This is a genomic window from Arthrobacter sp. E44, from assembly GCF_041877125.1.
Lineage (GTDB): Bacteria > Actinomycetota > Actinomycetes > Actinomycetales > Micrococcaceae > Arthrobacter.
Window position 1 is genome coordinate 87,876 of sequence record NZ_JBHDJA010000010.1, and the last position, 19,883, is coordinate 107,758.

Annotated in this window: 16 protein-coding genes; 11 read left to right on the forward strand and 5 right to left on the reverse strand. The window is 66.4% G+C overall.

The window, feature by feature from the left end; genetic code table 11:
- Window position 1: 1 nt before the first annotated feature.
- The 4 genes from ACETK3_RS10940 (at window position 2) to ACETK3_RS10955 (ending at window position 6,146) form a co-directional block, all read left to right on the forward strand.
- The gene (locus ACETK3_RS10940; RefSeq protein WP_236800252.1) at window positions 2–991 is read left to right on the forward strand and encodes an ABC transporter permease; all 990 of its coding nucleotides are present in this window, start codon (window positions 2–4) and stop codon (window positions 989–991) included.
- Window positions 988–3,186: a dipeptide ABC transporter ATP-binding protein gene (locus ACETK3_RS10945; RefSeq protein WP_373992883.1), complete on the forward strand. Its 2,199-nt coding sequence runs from the start codon at window positions 988–990 to the stop codon at window positions 3,184–3,186. Before ACETK3_RS10940 ends, ACETK3_RS10945 begins: the two co-directional genes overlap by 4 nt.
- A gap of 49 nt (window positions 3,187–3,235) precedes the next feature.
- Entirely contained in the window at window positions 3,236–4,954 is a 1,719-nt protein-coding gene (locus ACETK3_RS10950; protein WP_236800250.1) for an ABC transporter family substrate-binding protein, read from the forward strand.
- Between the two features lie 109 nt (window positions 4,955–5,063).
- The gene (locus tag ACETK3_RS10955; protein ID WP_236800249.1) at window positions 5,064–6,146 is read left to right on the forward strand and encodes a Gfo/Idh/MocA family oxidoreductase; all 1,083 of its coding nucleotides are present in this window, start codon (window positions 5,064–5,066) and stop codon (window positions 6,144–6,146) included.
- Window positions 6,147–6,197: 51 nt separating this feature from the next.
- Here ACETK3_RS10955 and ald read toward each other — a convergent pair whose 3' ends face one another.
- Window positions 6,198–7,316 (reverse strand): alanine dehydrogenase, encoded by a 1,119-nt coding sequence (ald, locus tag ACETK3_RS10960; RefSeq protein ID WP_236800248.1) that lies wholly within the window; start codon window positions 7,314–7,316, stop codon window positions 6,198–6,200.
- Window positions 7,317–7,550: 234 nt separating this feature from the next.
- Here ald and ACETK3_RS10965 point away from each other — a divergent pair, with 234 nt between their 5' ends.
- Window positions 7,551–8,771 carry a PucR family transcriptional regulator gene (locus tag ACETK3_RS10965; RefSeq protein ID WP_373462133.1) on the forward strand — a complete coding sequence of 407 codons (1,221 nt, stop codon included), beginning with the start codon at window positions 7,551–7,553 and terminating at the stop codon, window positions 8,769–8,771.
- Here the strand turns inward: ACETK3_RS10965 and ACETK3_RS10970 are convergent.
- Genes ACETK3_RS10970 through ptsP form a run of 3 tightly spaced genes read right to left on the reverse strand, consistent with a single transcriptional unit; the run spans window position 8,734 to window position 11,724 of the window.
- Window positions 8,734–9,552: an alpha/beta fold hydrolase gene (locus tag ACETK3_RS10970; RefSeq protein ID WP_236800247.1), complete on the reverse strand. Its 819-nt coding sequence runs from the start codon at window positions 9,550–9,552 to the stop codon at window positions 8,734–8,736. The two genes, ACETK3_RS10965 and ACETK3_RS10970, sit on opposite strands and share 38 nt — an antisense overlap.
- 11 nt (window positions 9,553–9,563) lie before the next feature.
- Window positions 9,564–9,986 (reverse strand): helix-turn-helix domain-containing protein, encoded by a 423-nt coding sequence (locus tag ACETK3_RS10975; protein WP_236800246.1) that lies wholly within the window; start codon window positions 9,984–9,986, stop codon window positions 9,564–9,566.
- A gap of 52 nt (window positions 9,987–10,038) precedes the next feature.
- Window positions 10,039–11,724 carry a phosphoenolpyruvate--protein phosphotransferase gene (gene ptsP, locus ACETK3_RS10980; protein WP_236800245.1) on the reverse strand — a complete coding sequence of 562 codons (1,686 nt, stop codon included), beginning with the start codon at window positions 11,722–11,724 and terminating at the stop codon, window positions 10,039–10,041.
- A 162-nt stretch (window positions 11,725–11,886) separates the two neighbouring features.
- Between ptsP and ACETK3_RS10985 the strand changes: the two genes are divergently transcribed.
- The 6 genes from ACETK3_RS10985 to ACETK3_RS11010 all read left to right on the forward strand — a co-directional run bounded on the left by ACETK3_RS10985 (window position 11,887) and on the right by ACETK3_RS11010 (window position 18,330).
- A complete protein-coding gene (locus ACETK3_RS10985; protein WP_159629673.1) occupies window positions 11,887–12,615 on the forward strand; it encodes a TetR/AcrR family transcriptional regulator in 729 nt (242 codons plus the stop codon).
- A 90-nt stretch (window positions 12,616–12,705) separates the two neighbouring features.
- Window positions 12,706–14,805: a PTS mannitol transporter subunit IICBA gene (locus tag ACETK3_RS10990; protein WP_237429236.1), complete on the forward strand. Its 2,100-nt coding sequence runs from the start codon at window positions 12,706–12,708 to the stop codon at window positions 14,803–14,805.
- Complete coding sequence (locus ACETK3_RS10995) at window positions 14,805–15,968, forward strand: mannitol-1-phosphate 5-dehydrogenase (RefSeq protein WP_237429235.1); 1,164 nt, start codon at window positions 14,805–14,807, stop codon at window positions 15,966–15,968. Before ACETK3_RS10990 ends, ACETK3_RS10995 begins: the two co-directional genes overlap by 1 nt.
- Before the next feature lie 127 nt (window positions 15,969–16,095).
- Window positions 16,096–16,587 (forward strand): GNAT family N-acetyltransferase, encoded by a 492-nt coding sequence (locus ACETK3_RS11000; protein ID WP_237430567.1) that lies wholly within the window; start codon window positions 16,096–16,098, stop codon window positions 16,585–16,587.
- Window positions 16,588–16,629: 42 nt separating this feature from the next.
- Window positions 16,630–17,070: a MarR family winged helix-turn-helix transcriptional regulator gene (locus ACETK3_RS11005; RefSeq protein WP_236820804.1), complete on the forward strand. Its 441-nt coding sequence runs from the start codon at window positions 16,630–16,632 to the stop codon at window positions 17,068–17,070.
- A gap of 33 nt (window positions 17,071–17,103) precedes the next feature.
- Window positions 17,104–18,330, forward strand: a complete 1,227-nt coding sequence (locus ACETK3_RS11010; RefSeq protein ID WP_236800241.1) for an MFS transporter — start codon at window positions 17,104–17,106, stop codon at window positions 18,328–18,330.
- Window positions 18,331–18,411: 81 nt separating this feature from the next.
- On the opposite strand, the gene ACETK3_RS11015 is transcribed toward ACETK3_RS11010, so the two are convergent.
- Window positions 18,412–19,854 (reverse strand): sugar porter family MFS transporter, encoded by a 1,443-nt coding sequence (locus ACETK3_RS11015; protein WP_237429234.1) that lies wholly within the window; start codon window positions 19,852–19,854, stop codon window positions 18,412–18,414.
- Window positions 19,855–19,883 lie beyond the last annotated feature (29 nt).

Genomic DNA, 19,883 nt, shown 5'->3' on the forward strand with positions numbered 1-19,883 from the left:
CATGACCAACCTCAACGCCGTCGACCCGGCAGCCGTGGCGCAGGACGCGCACCTGGACAATGCCGACGTCGTCATCGGCAAAAACACCATCATCTTCCGCCGGTTCCTGCGCAACAAGACGGCCGTTGCGGGGCTGGCCATCTTCCTGGCCCTGACGGTTTTCTCGTTCATCGGCGGGTTCTTCACCCAGTGGGACAAGGAGACCATCGACCCCTTCAGCATCGGGATGCCGCCGTCAGCCGACCACTACCTCGGCACGTCCCAGGCGGGCATCGACCTCTACGCCATGACCGTCGAGGGCACCAGGATTTCCATCCTGATCGGCCTGGTGGTGGGACTTGTCTCGGTCCTGATCGCCGCGGTCTACGGCTGCACCATGGCCTACTTCGGCGGCAAGGTGGACAAGGTCATGCTGTTCGTCCTGGAAGCGCTGATCATGATGCCGGCGCTCCTGGTGGTGGCAGTGGCCACCAGCGGCGGAGGCGCAGGCCTTAAGCGCGAGCTGCCGTCGTGGCTGCTGCTCATCATCGTCCTGCTGGTGTTCAGCTGGATGGGCACCGCACGCCTGATCCGTTCCATGTCCATGTCGTTGATGCAGCGGGACTTCGTCAAGGCGGCCCAGTACATGGGCGTCCCGCCGCGCCGGATCGTCTGGCGGCACCTGGTGCCGAACATCGGCTCGCTGCTGATCCTGGACATCACCCGCGGCGTCACCGCCGCAATCCTTGCCGAGGTGGCCTTCTCCTTCATCGGCATCGGCATCAAGGTCCCGGATGTGAGCCTCGGCGTGTTGATCGGCGCCGCAACCTCGCAGGTGCAGACCTTCCCATGGATGTTCTGGGTTCCGCTCGCCGTCATGTTCCTGCTGACCGGATCCCTGGCCATGATGAACGACGGCCTGCGTGACGCCTTTGACCCCAGCTCCAGTTCCACCGGCAAGGCCAAGAAGGCCAGGGCCCGGAAAATCACGGCGGAAAAGAAGACGGCATGAGCAGCGAAACCACCACCGGAGCCACCCAGCCAGCACGGTCCGACGTCGAGCGCCTGCACGTGGCAGGGCTACATGCCCCGACGGACGCGGTCCTGTCGGTCCGCGACCTCAACGTCCGTTTCAATTCCGAGAACGGCGTGGTCCACGCGGTCCGGGGCGTCGACTTTGACCTGATGCCGGGAAAGACACTCGGGATCGTGGGTGAATCGGGCTCCGGCAAATCCGTCACCTCCCTGGCCATCATGGGACTCCTCCCGCCAACAGCAGAGGTTTCCGGGTCCGTCCGGCTCAAGGGCCGTGAACTGCTGGGACTCAGCGACAAGGACATGTGCCAGTACCGCGGCAACGACCTGGCGATGGTGTTCCAGGACCCGCTGTCCTCCCTCACGCCGGTCTTCACGGTCGGCACCCAGATCATCGAAGCGCTCACCATCCACCACCCCACCATGAGCAACAAAGCCAAGGAGGCGCGCGCCGTCGAACTCCTGGCCATGGTGGGCATTCCCAGCCCCAAGGAACGGCTGAAAGCCTTCCCGCACGAGTTCTCCGGCGGCATGCGCCAGCGCGTGATGATCGCCATCGCCATCGCCAACAACCCGCGTGTCCTGATCGCCGACGAGCCCACCACGGCCCTGGACGTCACCATCCAGGCGCAGGTCCTCGAAGTGCTGCACACAGCACAGGAGGAGACCGGAGCCGCCGTCGTCATGATCACGCACGACCTGGGCGTGGTGGCCGGGATGGCGGACGACATCATGGTCATGTATGCGGGCAAGCCCGTGGAGACCGGCGCCGTGGACGATATCTACTACAACCCCCGGATGCCCTACACCCTGGGCCTGCTCGGCGCCGTCCCGCGCGTAGACATGGCTGAGAAGACTTCGCTGGTTCCCATCGCGGGCATGCCGCCGAACCTCCTGCAGCCGCCTACCGGTTGTTCGTTCGCACCCCGCTGCCCGCTGGCCTCCGACGCCTGCCTGGAGGGCGAGCCCGCCCTGGAATCCGTCGACGGCCAGGGACTGCACCGTGCCGCCTGCATCAAGTCCGACGCCCTGGGCGGGGATGTGGACGTCCACGATGTGTTCGCGGCCCCGCCCGTGCCGGTGTCCCGCTTCGACGCAATTCCCCGGGCAGAGCGGACCACCGTGCTGCAACTCAAGGACGTGAAGAAGCACTTTCCGCTGACCAGGGGCGCCCTGATCAAGCGCAGGATCGGCACTGTCAAGGCGGTGGATGGCCTGAGCTTCGATATCCGTGAAGGCGAGTGCTTCTCCATCGTGGGCGAATCGGGGTCTGGAAAGACCACCACGCTGCTGGAGATCATGGAGTTCCACCCGGACCAGGACGGCGAGGTGGTGATTGGCGGCCTGAGCAACAAGCAGGCGGCGGACGCTAAGACCAAGGGCAAGATGCGCCGCGAACTCCAGATGGTGTTCCAGGACCCCACCGGTGCCCTGGATCCGCGGTTCACGGTCTACGAGGTCCTTGCCGAGCCGCTGCAGAACGCGGGCATGGACCGCGCCGCCATCAGGAAACGGATCATGGAGCTGATGAAGCTCGTGGGTCTGCAACCGGACCACGTCAACCGCTTCCCCAACCAGTTCTCCGGCGGCCAGCGGCAGCGGATCGGGATCGCCCGCGCGTTGGCCGTGAACCCCAAGCTGGTGGTCCTGGACGAGCCGGTGTCGGCCCTGGACGTGTCGGTCCAGGCCGGTGTCATCAACCTCCTGGACCACCTGCGCGCCGAACTCGGCCTGAGCTACCTGCTGGTGGCGCACGACCTTTCCGTAGTGCGCCACATCTCCAACCGCGTGGCCGTCATGTACCTCGGCAAGATCGTGGAGATCGGGGCCGTGGACCGGGTGTTCGACAACCCCCGCCACCCCTATACCCGGGCGCTGCTCTCCGCCATCCCCGTGCCGGACCCGCACCTGGAACGAACCCGCGAACGCATCATACTCCAGGGTGACCTGCCCTCGCCGCTGCAGGCACCCAAGGGCTGCAACTTCGCCACCCGTTGTCCTGTCTTCGCGGCGCTGCCGCCGGCCAAGCAGGAAAAGTGCCTCACCCTCGAACCACCACTGGAAGCTGCGGCATCCGCCAGGGACCAGCGGTTCGCCTGCTTCTTCCCGGACGGGGAACTGGATGAGGACATGTTGGTGGTCCATGAACCCGCGGACCACCATGCACCCTGAGACTTCTCGACCCACACGCTCCACCACTCGCACCTATGAAGGGAAAACCATGAGGAAACTGAACAGGATCGGCGGAGCTGCAGCAGTTGCTGCGGCCCTGGCGCTGACGGCCTGCGGCGGCGGTGGCGGTGCCGGCGGCCCCGAAACCGCGAAGGGGCAGGAATCGGGCAGCGACCTGTCCAAACTGATCAGCATCAACGAGAAGCCGGCAGCGGACCTTCAGCAGGGCGGCAAAGTCACCCTGCCGCTGGGTAACATCGGCCCCGACTTCAACGGGTTCTCCAACAACGGCAACAGTGCGGACAACTCGGCGCTCCAGGTGCCCATGAACCCGGTGGGAATGAACAGCGGCGGCATCGGCGGCTGCTGGAAGGTGGACTTCAAGGGCAAGGTCACCCCGAACACGGATTTCTGCGAGTCGGTGGACAGTGAGGTCAAGGACGGCAAGCAAACCATCACCATCAAGGTGAATCCCAAGGCCACCTACAACGACGGCACCCCCATTGACGTCAAGGCCTTCAAAAACACCTGGAACATCCTCAAGAGCCCTGACGCCGGCTACGACATCGTCAGCTCCGGCGCCTACGAGTTCGTTGATTCGGTTGAGGCGGGCAGCAACGACAAGGAAGTCATCGTCAAGACCAGCCGCCCGGTCTTCCCGGTGGATTCGCTCTTCTTCGGTCTCATCCACCCCGCCGTCAATACCCCCGAGATCTTCAACGAGGGCTACAACGGCAACCTGCACCCCGAGTGGATGGCCGGCCCCTTCAAGCTGGACCAGTACGACACCGCCGCCAAGACCGTCACCCTGGTGCCGAACGACAAGTGGTGGGGCCAGAAGCCCGTCCTGTCCAACGTGACCTTCCGCCAGTTGGAAACCAGCGCCCAGATTGCCGCGTTCAAGAACGGCGAGATTGATGCCATGAACGCCAACACCATCTCCCTCTACAAGCAGGTGGATGGCACCAAGGATACCGATATCCGCCGGGGCCAGCGGCTGTTCGCCGGTGGCCTGAACCTGAACGCCCAGCGCATCACCGATGTCAATGTCCGCAAGGCGATCTTCGCCGCCGTGGACCGCGAAGCCCTCCGCAAGGTCCGCTTCAACGGCCTTAACTGGGAAGAGCCGAGCTCCGGCTCCATGATGCTGCTGCCGTTCTCCGAGTACTACCAGGACAACTACCCGGTCAAGGAAACCGGCCCGGACGCCGCCAAGAAGGTCCTCACCGATGCCGGCTACACGGCCAACGCCAACGGCGTCATGGAGAAGGACGGCAAGCCCGCCGCCTTCAAGATCAGCAACTTCGGTGACGACCCCACCACCCTGGCTGTGGCCCAGACCCTGCAGAAGCAGCTCCAGGCCGGCGGTATGGACGTGGGGATTGACCAGCGCGCCTCCGCCGACTTCGGAAAGGTGCTGGGCAGCCGCGAATTCGACTTGAGCATCTCCGGCTACACGGTTGGTGCTGACGCCACGGATGCGGTCAAGCAGTACTACGACTCCAAGGTCAACGAGAACAAGCTGGGCGACGCCGAGCTGGACAAGAAGATCGCCGACCTCGCCTCCATCGAGGACAACGCCGCCCGCAACAAGGCAGCGATGGACGTGGAGAAGGAGCACATGGCCAAGTACTACTCCATGGGCGTGGTCTTCAACGGCCCGCAGATCTCCTTCGTGCGCAAGGGCCTGGCCAACTACGGACCGTCCCTGTTCCAGAGCCTTTCCCAGGTTCCGGACTGGACCACCCTCGGCTGGGAAAAGAAGTAACCACCACTTCGGCGGCCTTAGCCACCTGACGTAGAAGCCGGCATCCCTGGGCACTAGGGGTGCCGGCTTTCTTCTTTGTGCCTTCGGCAGCGGCGGTAGCGTAGTTTCCATGACCGGTACCGAAGGCGAACCCCGCACCATCCGCACCGCCGTCGTCGGCTATGGACTCGCCGGCAGCGTGTTTCACGCGCCGCTGTTGGCCACCAACGCCAGCTACTCGCTTGACGTCATCGCAACATCCGACGCCGGGCGGCAGGCGGCTGCCTCATCCCGGCTCCCGGGGGTGAAGGTGGTGCGCGACGGGGCCGCCGTCCTCGAGCGGGCAGCGGACCTTGACCTTGTGGTGCTGGCGACGCCGCCACTGACCCATCACCCCCTGGCCAAGGCTGCGCTGGAGGCGGGCCTGGACGTGGTGGTGGACAAGCCGTTCGCCGTCACCAGCGGGCAGGGACAGGAACTGGTTGACCTGGCCCGGCAGCGGGGCCGCGTCCTGACGGTGTTCCACAACCGCAGGTGGGACGGCGACTTCCTCACCCTGCAAAAGCTGCTGGCCGCCCAGGCCCTGGGTACGGTGACCAGGTTCGAGTCGCGGTTTGAGCGCTGGTCGCCCACCATCGCCAAAGCCTGGAAAGCAAGGGCCACCGCAGCCGACGGGGGAGGAACGCTCTTCGATCTCGGCAGCCACCTGATCGACCAGGCGCTGCAGTTCTTTGGTCCGGCCACCGTGCTGCATGCTGAGCTGACGGCGCGGCGTTCCGACGAACGGGCGGAGGACGACGTCTTCCTGGCCCTGCAGCATAATTCCGGAGTGGTCAGCCACCTGACAATGAACATGCTGTGCGCGCAGCAGGGGCCGCGCTTCCGGGTGCTGGGGTCGATTGGCGGCTTCACCAAGCATGGGGTGGACCCGCAGGAACCGTACATCGCCGCCGGCGGGAGCCCCCTGGACGCGGAGTACGGCGTCGAGGCACCCGAGTGGGCCGGACTCCTGGGCCGCGACGGCCACCTGGACCGGCTTCCCACCGAGCGCGGAAACTACCCGGAGTTCTACCGCCTGCTGGCGAACAAGATCCTCGACGGCGGAGCAGAGTCTCCCCTGCCCCTCCCGGTGAACCCAGAGGACGCCGTTGAGGTCCTAAAGATTATCGAGAGTGCCCGCGAACTGGTTAAAAGCCAATCGATTGCTCCGTAGGTGTCGTTTTGAGGGTTCAAAAGGACAAGTACGGAGCAATCGATGGAGGGACTAGGCCGAAACGAGCTCGTGCCAGTCGGCGACGAGGGGCAGGCCGTGGGCCTCGGACACGGAGTGGTGTGCCACGTGGCCGGCGGCGATGTTGAGGCCGGCGGCGAGGGCCGGATCGCGGTCGAAGGCGGCCTTGACGCCAAGGTTGGCCAGTGCCACGGCGTACCGCAGGGTGACGTTGGTCAGCGCGTAGGTGGAGGTGTTGGGCACGGCGCCGGGCATGTTGGCCACGCAGTAGAAGATGGTCTCGTGCACTTTGTACGTCGGTTCCTGGTGCGTGGTGGGGTGCGTGTCCTCGAAGCAGCCACCCTGGTCCACGGCGATGTCCACCAGGACCGAACCGGGCTTCATGCGGGCCACGAGGTCGTTGGTGACGAGCTTGGGGGCCTTGGCGCCGGGAATCAGGACTGAACCGATCACCAGGTCCGCATCCACCACGGACTTTTCGATTTCGTACTTGTTGGAGGCCACGGTCTTCAGCCGGCCCTGGTACTGGGCGTCCAGTTCACGGAGGCGGTTGATGTTGATGTCCAGGATGGTGACGTCGGCGCCGAGGCCCAGGGCCATGGCTGCGGCATTGGTGCCGGCCACGCCGGCGCCCAGGACAACCACCTTGGCGGGGCGGACGCCGGGCACGCCGCCGAGCAGGACGCCCTTGCCGCCGGCCGGAGCCATCAGTGAGGTGGCACCCACCTGGACGGAGAGGCGGCCGGCAACCTCGGACATCGGGGCCAGCAGCGGGAGGGTCCGGCCCTCCTGGACGGTTTCGTAGGCGATGGCGGTGACGCCGGAGTTGATGAGCTCCTTGGTCAGCTCCGGTTCGGCGGCCAGGTGCAGGTACGTGAAGAGGATCAGGCCCTTGCGGAAGCGGTGGTACTCGGACTTGATGGGTTCCTTGACCTTCATCACCATGTCCGCGCGGGCCCAAACGTCATCGGCTTCGTTGACGATCTCGGCGCCGGCAATTGAATATTCCTCGTCGGTGATGCCCGAGCCCAGGCCCGCCCCACGCTCCACCAGGACGGTGTGTCCGTGGGTGAGGAACTCGTGGACGCCGGCGGCGGTGATGGCCACCCGGAATTCGTTGTTCTTGATCTCTTTGGGGACGCCGATGATCATCGTCTGCTCCAGTTTTTGGGGCCGGTGGGCCGGGAAATGCGGAAGGATTTTGGTGTTTCAACGATAAATCCCGCTGTGAGCCAGCCGACATGACGGGTGGGTGGCGCAGACTTCAAAACCGCGGATTTCTGCGGTTTTTCGCCGCTTCAGCTCGACATCTGTCGAGTCCTGAAGCGTCAGGTGTCGCCTCCTGTCCGTTCGTCCCGGGCGCTTTGAAGGCAGTACTGTTGGCCCATGCAGCAGCAGGGTGTGGAACAGCTCGTGGAACAGGTGGCACAGAAACTGGGCCGCGGCCTGTCCCTGGAGGACCTGGACGGCCTGCTGCTCGCCTACAGCTCCAACCAGTCCCACGCCGACCGGGTCCGCGTGAATTTCCTGCTGAGCAAGAAGGTCCCGGCGGATGTGAGCGCGTGGCAGCTCTCGCATGGGATCGCCACTGCCGTCCGGCCCGTCGTCGTGCCTGCCAACCCGGACCTGGGCATGCTGGGACGGGTCTGCGTCCCGCTGATGGTCCGGGGTTTCCGGGTGGGGTATCTCTGGGTGCAGCAGGACTCGGCGGAGGAAAGCCCGACGGCGATCCTCACCCAGCTGCCGGCCGTCAACCATGAGCTGGAGCTGCTTTCCGGCCTCCTGCTCGACTCCAATACTGCCGAATCCGAATTCCGGCGGAGTCGGGAGCGTGAGTTCCTGCTGGCCTGTTCCGGAGAACCCAACGCGGTGGCGGCGGTGGCGGGATGGAAGGAAGTCCAGGGCCGGGGGCCGTGGCAGATGGTCACGGTACTTGATGCCGACGGGTGGGCCAGCGGCCCGGACCCCATCGCGTCCACACTGATCCACCGCTCCACGGCGCTGCAGGCAACGGTGGGCATGGATGCCGCCCTCTTCAGTGCCGGCACGGAGACCCATTCGGTGGTGCTGTTCCGGGAATCGACCGGCCGCGCCAACCATGCGCAGGTCCTGGTCCACTACCAGCTGGAGCTGGCAAAGCGCTCTGGCCGTCCGGTCCACCGGATCATCCTGGGCATCAGCGAGGGCTTCGCCAAGACCAGGCAGCTCGCCGAGGCATACCGGCAGTCCCGCGTGGCGGCCCAAGCCGCGGCGGTGGATCCGCAGCTGGGCGAGCTGGTGGATTGCAGGTCCACCGGCGTGTACCAGCTCCTGGCTTCGGCCGGGGGAGGAGTGGGGGCCTGGGCGGACTCCGGATCGGTGTACTTCCGAATGCTTGAGGACCACGACCGCAACGGCGAGCTCATCCCCGTGCTGGAACTGCTCTATGACAACGACGGATCGGTCCAGGACGTGGCCGGCAAGCTCCACCTGCACCGGAGCAGCATCTACAACCGGCTGGGCCGGATCCGCCAACTGCTGGGCGTGGACCCCCTGAAGGGGCTTCCCCGCCTGGAACTGCACGCCGCGCTCAAGATGCGCCGGTGGGCCGCGCGGCCCAGGATTTGATGGCGTCGGCCACCAGCCGGGGGCGCAGGTGCTGGACTACGTGCCCCGCTCGCGCTATCTCGACGAAACTGCCCTGCTGCACCACGCGAGAGAGCCGGAGCGACCAATCGCCGCCTGCCACCTGGTCGTGGCTGCCCCGCAGGACCAGGACCGGCACGTTGATCCCCGCGAGCCGCAGCTCGGTTGGATAGGACATCATCACGGGCAACTCAGTCAAGTACCAGCGCGGGCCGCAGCGGAAGTAGTCCGAAACGACGAGCCAGTTGGAGGAGGCGCTCTCGCGGAGGAGCGCATCAAGGAACAGGGCCAAGCCCTGCCGCCGCAGGCTGCGGTGCCGCGAGTCCACCACCGGGCCCATCAGCACCACCCGTTGCGCCTGGCCTGGCGCGTAGAGGGCGGCCTCGATGGCGAACTGCACGCCCATCGAATGCCCCACCAGGATGTACGAGCTGATGCCGCTGGCCTTCAGCACCTGCGCGATGAAGGCGCCATAGTCCGCCACGGACAGCTGCCTGCCGGGCTTGGGCGTTGCGGCGAATCCCGGAAGGTCCAGCGAATAGGTGGGCGCGACGGCGGCAAGTTGGCCATGCAGGCGCCGCAGGTAGCGGTGCGAAACACCGATGCCGTGGATGAGGATATAGGCCGGTGCTGCCGCACCGGCCGCAGCCTCCAGTCCCGGTGCAGGAGTTCCGTCTGACCAGAGGATGCGCCCCTGAAAGCCGTTCGCTTCCACGTCGGCTGACTGCAGCGCAATGTCTTTCCTGGCCCGCGGCCAAGCCATCCGCGTCCGCACTACTCGCCCGCGCCGGCGTTGTCCCCGGCGTTCTTTTCCTGCTTGCGCTTCTGTTCCGCAAGCTTCTGCTTTTCGAGCCAAGCCATGATGTCGGCCGTCCGGATGCGGCGGTGCGAGCCGCGGTACTCCACCGGGATCTCGCCGCGGTCAGTCATGTTGCGTAGGTAGGTGTGCGAGATCCCCGCCAGTTCGGCTGCCTGCGAGGTGGTCAACATGTCCTCCACGCTGCTCACGGTCACCGTCTCGCCACGGCCCAGCCTGGCGAGGAGGTCCACGACGGCGTCCCGCGCCTGTCCGGGCAGGCGGTGGACAGTGCCGTCAACGAACACGGTGATGTCATTGCTGTCCTCAAGGGCGCGCGCAAGGCTGCGCGCATCGCCGGCGGGCAGGCCGGCCGTGACGCGGGGGGCTATCAGTGCCATGCATGTAGCCTATCCCGGCCGCAGCCGGCGTACCGGAGGCGGGCGGGGGGCGTCAGAGCCCCAGCTCCTCCAGGACCGGCAGCTTCTCCCGGACCCATGCCCGTGCCTCGGTGGCGCTCGGTGCGGACAGGGCCAGCTTGGCCAGTTCCTGCGCCTCGGACAGGGTGACCGTCTTCAGGACCGCTGCCACTGCGGCCAGCGAGCGGGCGGTCATGGACAGGGTGCTGACGCCAAGGCCGGTAAGGACGACGGCGAGGGCGGGATCGGCGGCAGCCTCACCACAGACGCCCACGGGCTTGTTGTGGCCTTCCGCGCGGGAGCCTTCGACGGTCAGCCCAACGAGGCGCAGGACCGCGGGCTGCCACGGGGTGTTCAGGTTGGCCAGCGGGCCGAGCTGGCGGTCGGCGGCCATGGCGTACTGCGTGAGGTCGTTGGTTCCCAAGCTCGCGAAGCCGACTTCGCGGAGGATGGATTCGGCGGTGAGGGCCGCGGACGGAACCTCCACCATCACGCCCGGGGTCTTGATGCCGGCGTCAGCGCACATGGAGGCGAAGCGGGCGGCTTCTTCCGCCGTGGAGATCATGGGTGCCATGACCCAGACGTCGGCCTGGGACTGCTGCTCGGCCAGGGCGATGGCTTCCAGCTGCCGGTCAAGGACACCGGGGGTGGTGAAATCAGTGCGGTAGCCGCGGACACCCAGGGCCGGGTTGGGTTCGGTGGAATCGGTCAGGAAGGGCAGCGGCTTGTCGGCGCCGGCATCCAGCGTCCGCAGGACCACCTTCTTGCCGGGGAAGGCGTCGAAGACGCTCTTGTAGGCTGCGGCCTGTTCCTCGACGCTGGGTTCGGTGTCCCGTTCCAGGAAGCAGAACTCGGTGCGGAAGAGCCCCACGCCCTGGGCTCCCAGCTTTGCGGCCGCCTCGGCGTCCTTGCCGCCGCCCACGTTGGCCAGCAGCGGCACTTCGTGGCCGTCCGCCGTCGCGCCCGTGCCGGTGAATTCCGCGAGCAGCGATGCCGTGGCAGCCCAGGCTTCCGCCGTTGCGCGCAGGGAATCGTCCGGCTCGACGGTGATGAGGCCGGCAGCGCCGTCCACGTAGACCTCGGTGCCGTCGGGCAGTTCGTCAACACCGACGGCGGCCACCACGGCGGGCAGGCCGAGGGAGCGGGCGATGATGGCGGTGTGGGACTGGGGGCCGCCGCCGGCGGTGACGAGGGCCAGGACCTTGTTGGGGTCCAGGGTTGCGGTGTCCGCGGGGGCCAGGTCTTCTGCCACCAGGACGAAGGGGGCGTTGGAGGCGGGGATGCCGGGTGCGGCTACGCCCCGCAGCTCGGCGACGATCCGGGCGCGCACATCGAGGACATCGGTGGCGCGTTCGGCCATGTAACCGCCCAGGTTGTGCAGCATTTCGGACACCGAGGAGCCGGATTCCCAGATGGCGCGTTCGGCAGAAACACCCCGGGCCACCAGCTTGGCCGCGCCCTTGATCAGCATGGTGTCCTTGGCCATCAGGGCAGTTGCTTCCAGGACGGCCTTGCCGTCGCCGGTGGCGTGGGCGGCACGGTCCTTCAGTTCGTCGTGCACGGCCTGGGCTGCAGCCTTCAACGCTGCGGTGGCTTCTTCGGCAGTGGTGTCAGGGGCCAGCTGTTCACCGGCGGGAGGCTCGCTGATCGGCTTGGGCATCTGCCGGATCGTGCCGATGACGCGGCCTGGGCTGACGCCTACTCCTGGGAAGTTCTGCACTGAAGGTCCTCATTCTCTGCCGGTAGACAGGCCCGCCAAGTGCTCCGGCGCCATGCCGGGTCCGGCCGGAGGACTGCTACGTCCAGGGGCAGGAAACGTGCCTGAAAAAATTGTATGTGATTCAGTTCATATAGCAACGCTATAGGTGCTAGGGTAGCGGTTATGAGTTTGGATGGCCAGCTTCCCCCCAAAATGCGGCTGCTTCGTGCTGCCGCGGAACTGTTGGCCAATTCCGCGGGAGCCCCGGTCTCCACCCGCCAGATCACCCAGCTGGCGGGGGTTTCGGCTCCCACGCTGTACCACCACTTCGGTGACAAGGAAGGTTTGTTCGACGCCGTCGTCGCCGCAGGGTTTGAAGAATATGTCGCGGGCGAAAGGGATTTCGCCCCCTCCGGACAGCCGCTTGAGGACATCCGGAGAATGTGGGACAACCACGTCCAGTTCGGCCTCAACCAGCCGGAGCTGTACCTGGTGATGTTCGGCAATATCCGCCCGGAAAGCCGGCCGGCCATTGTGGCCGATGCCGAAGCGTTGATGGAGGAGATGCTGAACAAGGCAGCGGCGGCGGGCCAGCTGAATGTCCAGCCAAGGGAGGCGGCCAGGTCCATCCTGGCGGCCAACGTGGGTGTGACGCTGATGCTGATTGCGGAGCCCGCCACCGAACGCAACCTCGAATTGTCCACCATGACCCGGGACGCCATGATCTTCGCGGTGTCCGCCGAGCCTGCCAGCGGCCCGGCCCCGGGCGGCACCGGGAAGTCCTCGGTGGTGGTGGCAGCGATCGCCCTGAACGCCGCACTTCAGGCTTCGCACTCTGACCAGCTTTCCAGCTCGGAACTCAAGCTCTTCCTCGAATGGCTCCACCGGATCTCCACCAGCCCGGCAGGTTAGCCGCACAACCCGGTAATACCCAGCAGTACATCGTCGTAATCATCGAAACCAATCCTGCGGAGCAGCAGGAAATGACGGTTAGGAAATCACATGGCAACAGAGACAGTTGCAAAACCCCGCACCAGCGCGCGCGTGCACGTCCAAAAGTTCGGGACATTCCTGTCCGGCATGATCATGCCCAATATCGGGGCGTTCATCGCCTGGGGCATCATCACCGCCCTCTTCATCGAGAAGGGGTGGCTGCCGGTTCCGCAACTGGGTGGTTTCGGTGAGACTGGCGGGAAGCCGAACATCGGCCTGGTAGGCCCCATGATCACCTACCTGCTGCCGCTGCTCATCGGCTACACCGGCGGCAAGATGGTCTACGACGTCCGCGGCGGCGTGGTGGGAGCAATCGGCACCATGGGCGTGATCGTCGGCGCAGGCATCCCGATGTTCATCGGCGCCATGATCATGGGCCCCCTTGGCGGCTGGACCATGAAGAAGATCGACTCGATCTGGGACGGCAAGATCCGCCCCGGCTTCGAGATGCTGGTCAACAACTTCTCCGCCGGCATCTGGGGCGCCCTGTTGGCGTTGCTGGGGTTCTACGGCATATCGCCTTTGGTCACCGCCTTCAGCACCGCCGCGGGCAATTTCGTGCAGTTCCTGGTACAGAACGGCCTCCTGCCGCTGACCAGCATCTTCATCGAGCCGGCCAAGGTCCTGTTCCTCAACAACGCCATCAACCACGGGGTGCTCACCCCGCTGGGCGTGCAGCAGTCCCTTGAGCAGGGCAAGTCGATCCTCTTCCTGCTGGAAGCCAACCCCGGCCCCGGCCTGGGCCTCCTGCTTGCGTACACATTCTTCGGCCGCGGTGCCGCCAAGGCATCGGCTCCCGGCGCAGCCATCATCCAGTTCCTCGGCGGCATCCACGAGATCTACTTCCCGTACGTCCTGATGCGCCCGCTGCTGATCCTGGGTACCATCGCCGGCGGCATGACCGGCATCGCCACCCTTGCCGTTACCAACTCCGGCCTGGTGGCGCCGGCCGCCCCTGGCTCCATTTTCGCCGTGCTGGCACAGACCTCCCGCGACAGCTACTTCGGCGTGATCCTCTCCGTGGTCCTGGCGGCCGCAGTTTCCTTCCTGGTCTCTTCGGTCATCCTGAAGACCACCAAGCACAGCGACGAAGCGGACCTGGGCGATGCCACCGCCCGCATGGAGGAGATGAAGGGCAAGAAGAGTTCCGTGTCCTCCCACCTGACCGGTGCCGGAACGGCTGCGGGCGCAGCGGCGGGCCGCGGCGGAGTGGGCGTGCTGGCCGGTCCTGTGCGGAACATTGTGTTCGCGTGCGACGCCGGCATGGGCTCCAGTGCCATGGGCGCTTCGGTGCTGCGGAACAAGATGAAGGCGGCCGGCTTCCCGGACGTCAAGGTCACCAACGCCTCCATCGCCAACCTTAGCGACACCTACGACGTGGTGGTCACCCACCAGGACCTGACCGAACGCGCCAAGCCTGTCACCTCCAGCGCCATGCACTACTCGGTGGACAACTTCATGAACAGCCCCCGCTACGACGAGATCGTTGACCTGGTCCGCGAGAGCAACACTGAAGGTACTGCGGCAACCGAAGGGCCGGACGCGGGAGCAGGTACACCCGGCGGCGCCTCCGCCTCCGGGCCGGCAGTGGCAGCGGCGGCCGACGCCGGCACCACCCACGGAGCCCACGCCGCCGACGCCCCGGCCGACGCAGCCCCTGCCCCCGCCGCCGGCTCGCCGGAGATCCTGGCCCGCGAGAGCGTGGTGCTGACCGGTTCGGCCACCACCCGCGACGCCGCCATCGACGAAGCCGGCCGGTTGCTGCTGGCCCGCGGCGCCGTGGACGAGGGCTACATCGCTGCCATGCACGAACGCGAGGAATCGGTGTCCACCTACATGGGCAGCTTCCTGGCCATCCCGCACGGCACCAACGCCGCCAAGGACCACATCCGCAAGTCGGCCGTGTCCGTCATCCGCTACCCGGAAGGCATCGACTGGAACGGCAAGCAGGTGAAGTTCGTGGTGGGCGTTGCCGGCATCAACAACGAGCACCTGCACATCCTGTCCTCCATCGCCAAGGTCTTCACCAACAAGGAGCAGGTGGCCCGCCTGGAAGCCGCCACCTCCGTGGATGAAGTCCTGGACCTCTTCGGAAAGGTCAACGCATAGTGAAGGCAGTACATTTTGGTGCCGGCAACATCGGCCGCGGGTTCGTGGGCCTGCTCCTGCACGATGCCGGGTACGAAGTGGTGTTCGCGGACGTGGCCGAGGAGCTGATCAACCGGCTCAAGGAGGCGGACAGCTACGCGGTGCACGAGGTGGGGGAGAACCCTGCCGTGCGCACCGTGGACAACTTCCGTGCCCTGAACTCCAATGCCCAGAAAGCGGAACTGGTCCAGGAAATTTCGACGGCGGACATCGTCACTACAGCGGTGGGTCCGCACATCCTGAAGTTCGTGGCGCCCGTGATCGCCAAGGGCATCGTTGCGCGGGAGCCGGACCTGGCACCCCTGCAGGTGATGGCCTGCGAGAACGCGATCAACGCCACGGACATCCTGGCCAAGGAGGTGGCATCCCAGCCCGGGGTTACCGCTGCGGTGCTGGACGGCAAGGCAGTTTTCGCCAACACCGCCGTGGACCGGATCGTGCCCAACCAGGAGGCCGGACAGGGCCTGGACGTCACCGTGGAGACCTTTTACGAGTGGGTCATCGACCGCACGGCCTTCGGTGATTCCGCCCCCGTGATCCCCGGTGCCACGTTCGTGGACGACCTTTCGCCCTACATCGAGCGCAAGCTGTTCACGGTCAACACCGGGCACGCCTCGGCGGCCTACTTCGGGTTCGAAGCCGGACTGGAGAAGATCTCCGACGCCATGGCGGACCAGGACGTGGCCGAGGACGTGCGGGCGGTGCTGGAGGAGACCAAGCAGCTGCTGGTGGCCAAGCACGGGTTCAGCAACGACGAGCAGGAAGCTTATGTCCAGAAAATCCTGGTCAGGTTCTCCAACCCGTACCTGCCGGACACCGTCAACCGCGTGGGCCGCGCTCCGCTGCGGAAGCTGAGCCGGCACGAGCGGTTCATCGGCCCGGCCGCGGAACTTGCCGAACGCGGCGTGGTGCCCGAGGCGCTGCTGGGCGCGATCGCCGCCGCGCTGCGGTTCACCGATCCCGCCGATGCCGAGGCCACCGAGCTGGCCGGCATCCTGGGATCGGCCAGCCCCGCCGAGGCCACGGCAAGGATCACCGGCCTGGAGCCGGAGCATCCGCTGTTCAATGCCGTCGCCGTCCTGGTAGAGGAGCGGCAGGCGGAGATGGCCCGCACCCCCGCCTGACCCGGTCACCCGGGACTTACCGACGCACTGCGGAAACCACGACGCCGGCACTTACCCAAGTGCCGGCGTCGTTCTTTGTTTGTGCCAAGCTGGGCGGGTGACCCTTACCCCGGATGCCGCGCCCACAGTGTTCACCGCCGACGTCGACGGCGGCACGTTCCGCCTCCGCCACGCCGCCCGCGCGGACCTGCCCGCCATGGTGCAGCTGCTGGCTGACGATGCTTTGGGGGCCGGCCGCGAGGCCGCCCGGGACCTGGAGCCATACCGGCGCGCCTTCGAAGCGATTGAGGCTGATCCCGCCCACCTGCTGCTGGTAGGGGAAGTAGTGCCCCCGGGCAAGAGCGCGGGACCGGTGGTTGCCACGTTCCAGCTGAGCTTCCTCCCCGGCATCTCCCGCCAGGGAGCCTGGCGCTCGCAGCTGGAGGGCGTCCGGGTGGCAGCGTCCCTTCGCGGCCAGGGCATCGGCAAGCTGATGGTGGGATGGGCTGTGCAGGAGTCCCGGAGCCGGGGCTGCACCCTGATGCAGCTGACCACCCACAAAAGCCGCTCGGCGGCACACCGGTTCTACGAACAACTGGGATTCGAGGCCAGCCACGTCGGCATGAAGCTGGCCCTCTGACGCCTTGACCGTTAGGGTGCCTAAATGTTAGGGTACCTAACGATGAATACCGACGATGCCAAGCTGCAGGAACTTGCCAGCGGGTTCCGCGAAGCCCTCCGCCATAGTGTGTACCTGGTCCGGCGCCTCGACGCCGACGGTGAGCTCAGCGCCGCCCAGCTCAGTACCCTCAAGATGCTGCTCGGTGAAGGCCAGCGCGTCGGCGAGATCGCCCGGAACCTGGGGGTCCGCGTGCCCAGCGCCACGGAACAGATCATCAAGCTTGAGCGCGCGGGCCTGGCCCGCCGCGAGCCGGACCCTGCGGACTCCCGCGCCGTCCGGGTGATCCTGACTGAAGAAGGCCGCGCCGCCGTCGACTCCGCCAACAGGCGCCGCAACCAGGTGATGGCCGAAATCCTCAGCACCCTCACCGACCAGGACCGCAAAGCCCTGGCCGAGGCCCTGCCGGTCATCGACAAAATCAACGCCTCCCTCCAGAACTGAACCGATTCGTACTGAAACTTAGGAGTACCCTCCATGGACGGCCAGCTCGCAGAATCCCTGCAAGCACCAGAATCAACTTTGCAGGCTGAAAAAGCCTCATTCCTGAAGCAGCCCAAGGCGGTATGGGCAACCGCCCTCGCCGCGGTGTTCGCCTTCATGGGCATCGGGCTGGTGGACCCCATCCTCCCGGCCATCGCCACCAACCTGGACGCCAGCCCCAGCCAGGTATCCCTGCTGTTCACCAGCTACTTCCTGGTCACGGCGCTGGCCATGCTGATTACCGGCTTCGTCTCCTCCCGGATCGGCGGCAAAAAGACGCTGCTGATCGGCCTGGCCGTCATCGTAGTCTTCTCCTCGCTGTCCGGCCTGTCGGCAAGCGTCGGTGAACTGGTGGGCTTCCGCGCCGGCTGGGGGCTGGGCAACGCCCTCTTCGTGGCCACCGCCCTCGCCGTGATCGTGGGCGTGGCCAGCGGCGGCGCCGGCACCGCCATCATCCTCTACGAAGCCGCCCTGGGCCTTGGCATCTCCCTCGGCCCGCTCCTTGGCGCCCTCCTGGGCGGTTGGCAGTGGCGCGCACCCTTCTTCGGCACCGCCGTCCTGATGGCCGCCGCCTTCATCGCCTTGATCGCCCTGCTGCCCAACACGCCGCTGCCCGAACGCAAGGTGCGCCTGCGCGATCCCCTGCTGGCGCTGGGCCACAAGGGACTGCGAACGACGGCGGCAAGCGGCCTGTTCTACAACTACGGCTTCTTCACCATCCTGGCTTTCACCCCGTTCATCCTGGGCATGAATGCATATGGAATCGGCGGCGTCTTCTTCGGCTGGGGCGTTGCCGTGGCCGTGTTCTCCGTCTTCGTAGCACCGCCCCTGCAGAACCGCTTCGGCGCCGTCAAGGTCCTGACCGGAACGCTGTTCCTGCTCATGCTGGACCTCGCCGGGCTGGGACTGGCAGCCGGGCACTCGGTTCCCGCCGTCGTCGTCCTGGTCATCGCGGCCGGTGCGCTCCTGGGCATCAACAACACCATCTACACCGAACTGGCCATGGGTGTGTCCGATTCGCCGCGGCCCGTGGCGTCCTCCGGCTACAACTTTGTCCGCTGGATGGGCGGCGCGCTGGCACCGTTCCTGGCGGCGCAGCTCGGTGAACACTTTGGCCCGCAGGTTCCGTTCTTCGCCGGCGCTCTGGCGATGGTGATCGCCATCGCCATCGCCTTCGGCGGACGCAAGTACCTGTCCTCGCACGAACCGCACGTCGTCTAACCACTGCTCTTCAAACAGCAGACCCTCCATCACGCCACGTGATGGAGGGTCTGCTGTTTTCCTGCGAAAGGGGAGGCGGCGTTACTTCACCTTCGCCGACCCCTTCGGCACGAACAGGGTCTCCGCCTGCTCCAGGGACATCCCGTTGGTCTCCGGCACCTTGAACATCACAAAGAAGAAGGACGCGGCCGCGAACAGGGCGTACATGGCGTAGGTCAGCGGCAGCGAGGCGGCGGCCATCGCCGGGAAGCTGAGGGTGATCACGAAGTTGGCCACCCACTGCGCCGCGGCGGCAAGGCCCAGGGCGCGGGCGCGGATCCTGGACGGGAAGATCTCACCCAGGAGGACCCACACCAGCGGGCCCCAGGAGGCGCCGAAGCTGATGACGAAGACGTTGGCGGCCACCAGGGCAACAGGACCCCAGGCGCCGGGGAGGGTGATGTCCTCGCCGCTGCCGGTTGCGGACGAGAATGCCAGCGCCATGGCGCCCAGGGACACGGCCATGCCCACGGATCCGGTCAGGAGGATGGGGCGGCGGCCCACCCGGTCCACCAGGGCGATGGCCACCAGGGTGACCAGGATGTTGGTGACGGACGTTGCCACCGAGATGGCCAGGGAGTCCTTCTCCTGGAAGCCCACTGCCTTCCACAGCGTGGTGGAGTAGTAGAAGATCACGTTAATGCCCACGAACTGCTGCAGCACGGAGAGGGTGATGCCCACCCAGACCACGGCCTGCAGGCCCAGGGTCTTGCCGCGCAGGGAGCCCTTCTGGCCGGCGAGCTTGTCCTCCTCGATGGCTTCCTGGATGTCGCGGATGTGCCGGTCGGTGTCCTCGGAGGGGGCGATGGAGGCGAAGACCTTCCGGGCCTCCTCCTCCTTGCCCTTGAAGACCAGGAACCGGGGGGATTCGGGCAGGGTGAAGGCGATCCAGCCGTAGACGACGGCGGGGATTGCTGCGGCAAGGAACATCCAGCGCCACGCTTCAATGCCCAGCCAGAAGCGCTGGTCCGCACCGCCTGCGCTGGTGGCCAGGAGCGCGTCCGACAACAGTGCCGCGAAGATGCCGGTGGTGATGGCCAGCTGCTGCAGCGAGGCCAGGCGGCCGCGGACCTTCCGGGGTGAAATCTCGGAGATGTAGGCGGGGGCGATAACGGAGGCCAGGCCGATGCCCAGCCCGCCCACCAAGCGCCAGAACACCAGGTCCCATACGCCGAAGGCGAAGCCGGTACCCAGGGCGCTGACCAGGAAGAGCAGTGCGCCCAGCTTCATGGCGGGGATGCGGCCATGGCGGTCCGCCACCCTGCCCGCCAGGAAGGCGCCCGCCGCGCAGCCCAGGAGGGCGACGGCCACGGCGAAGCCGGTCACGGCCTCGGACAGCGCGAATTCTCCCTTCAGGGCGTCCACGGCACCGTTGACCACGGACGAGTCGAACCCGAAGAGGAATCCGCCCACCGCCCCCGCGAGGGCCAGCCAGATCACCCGCCGCGGTATCCCGGTGTTGGTCTGCTCCTGTGCAGTGGGCATGGTTCTCCCTGGGTTCTGGAATGGGTGGA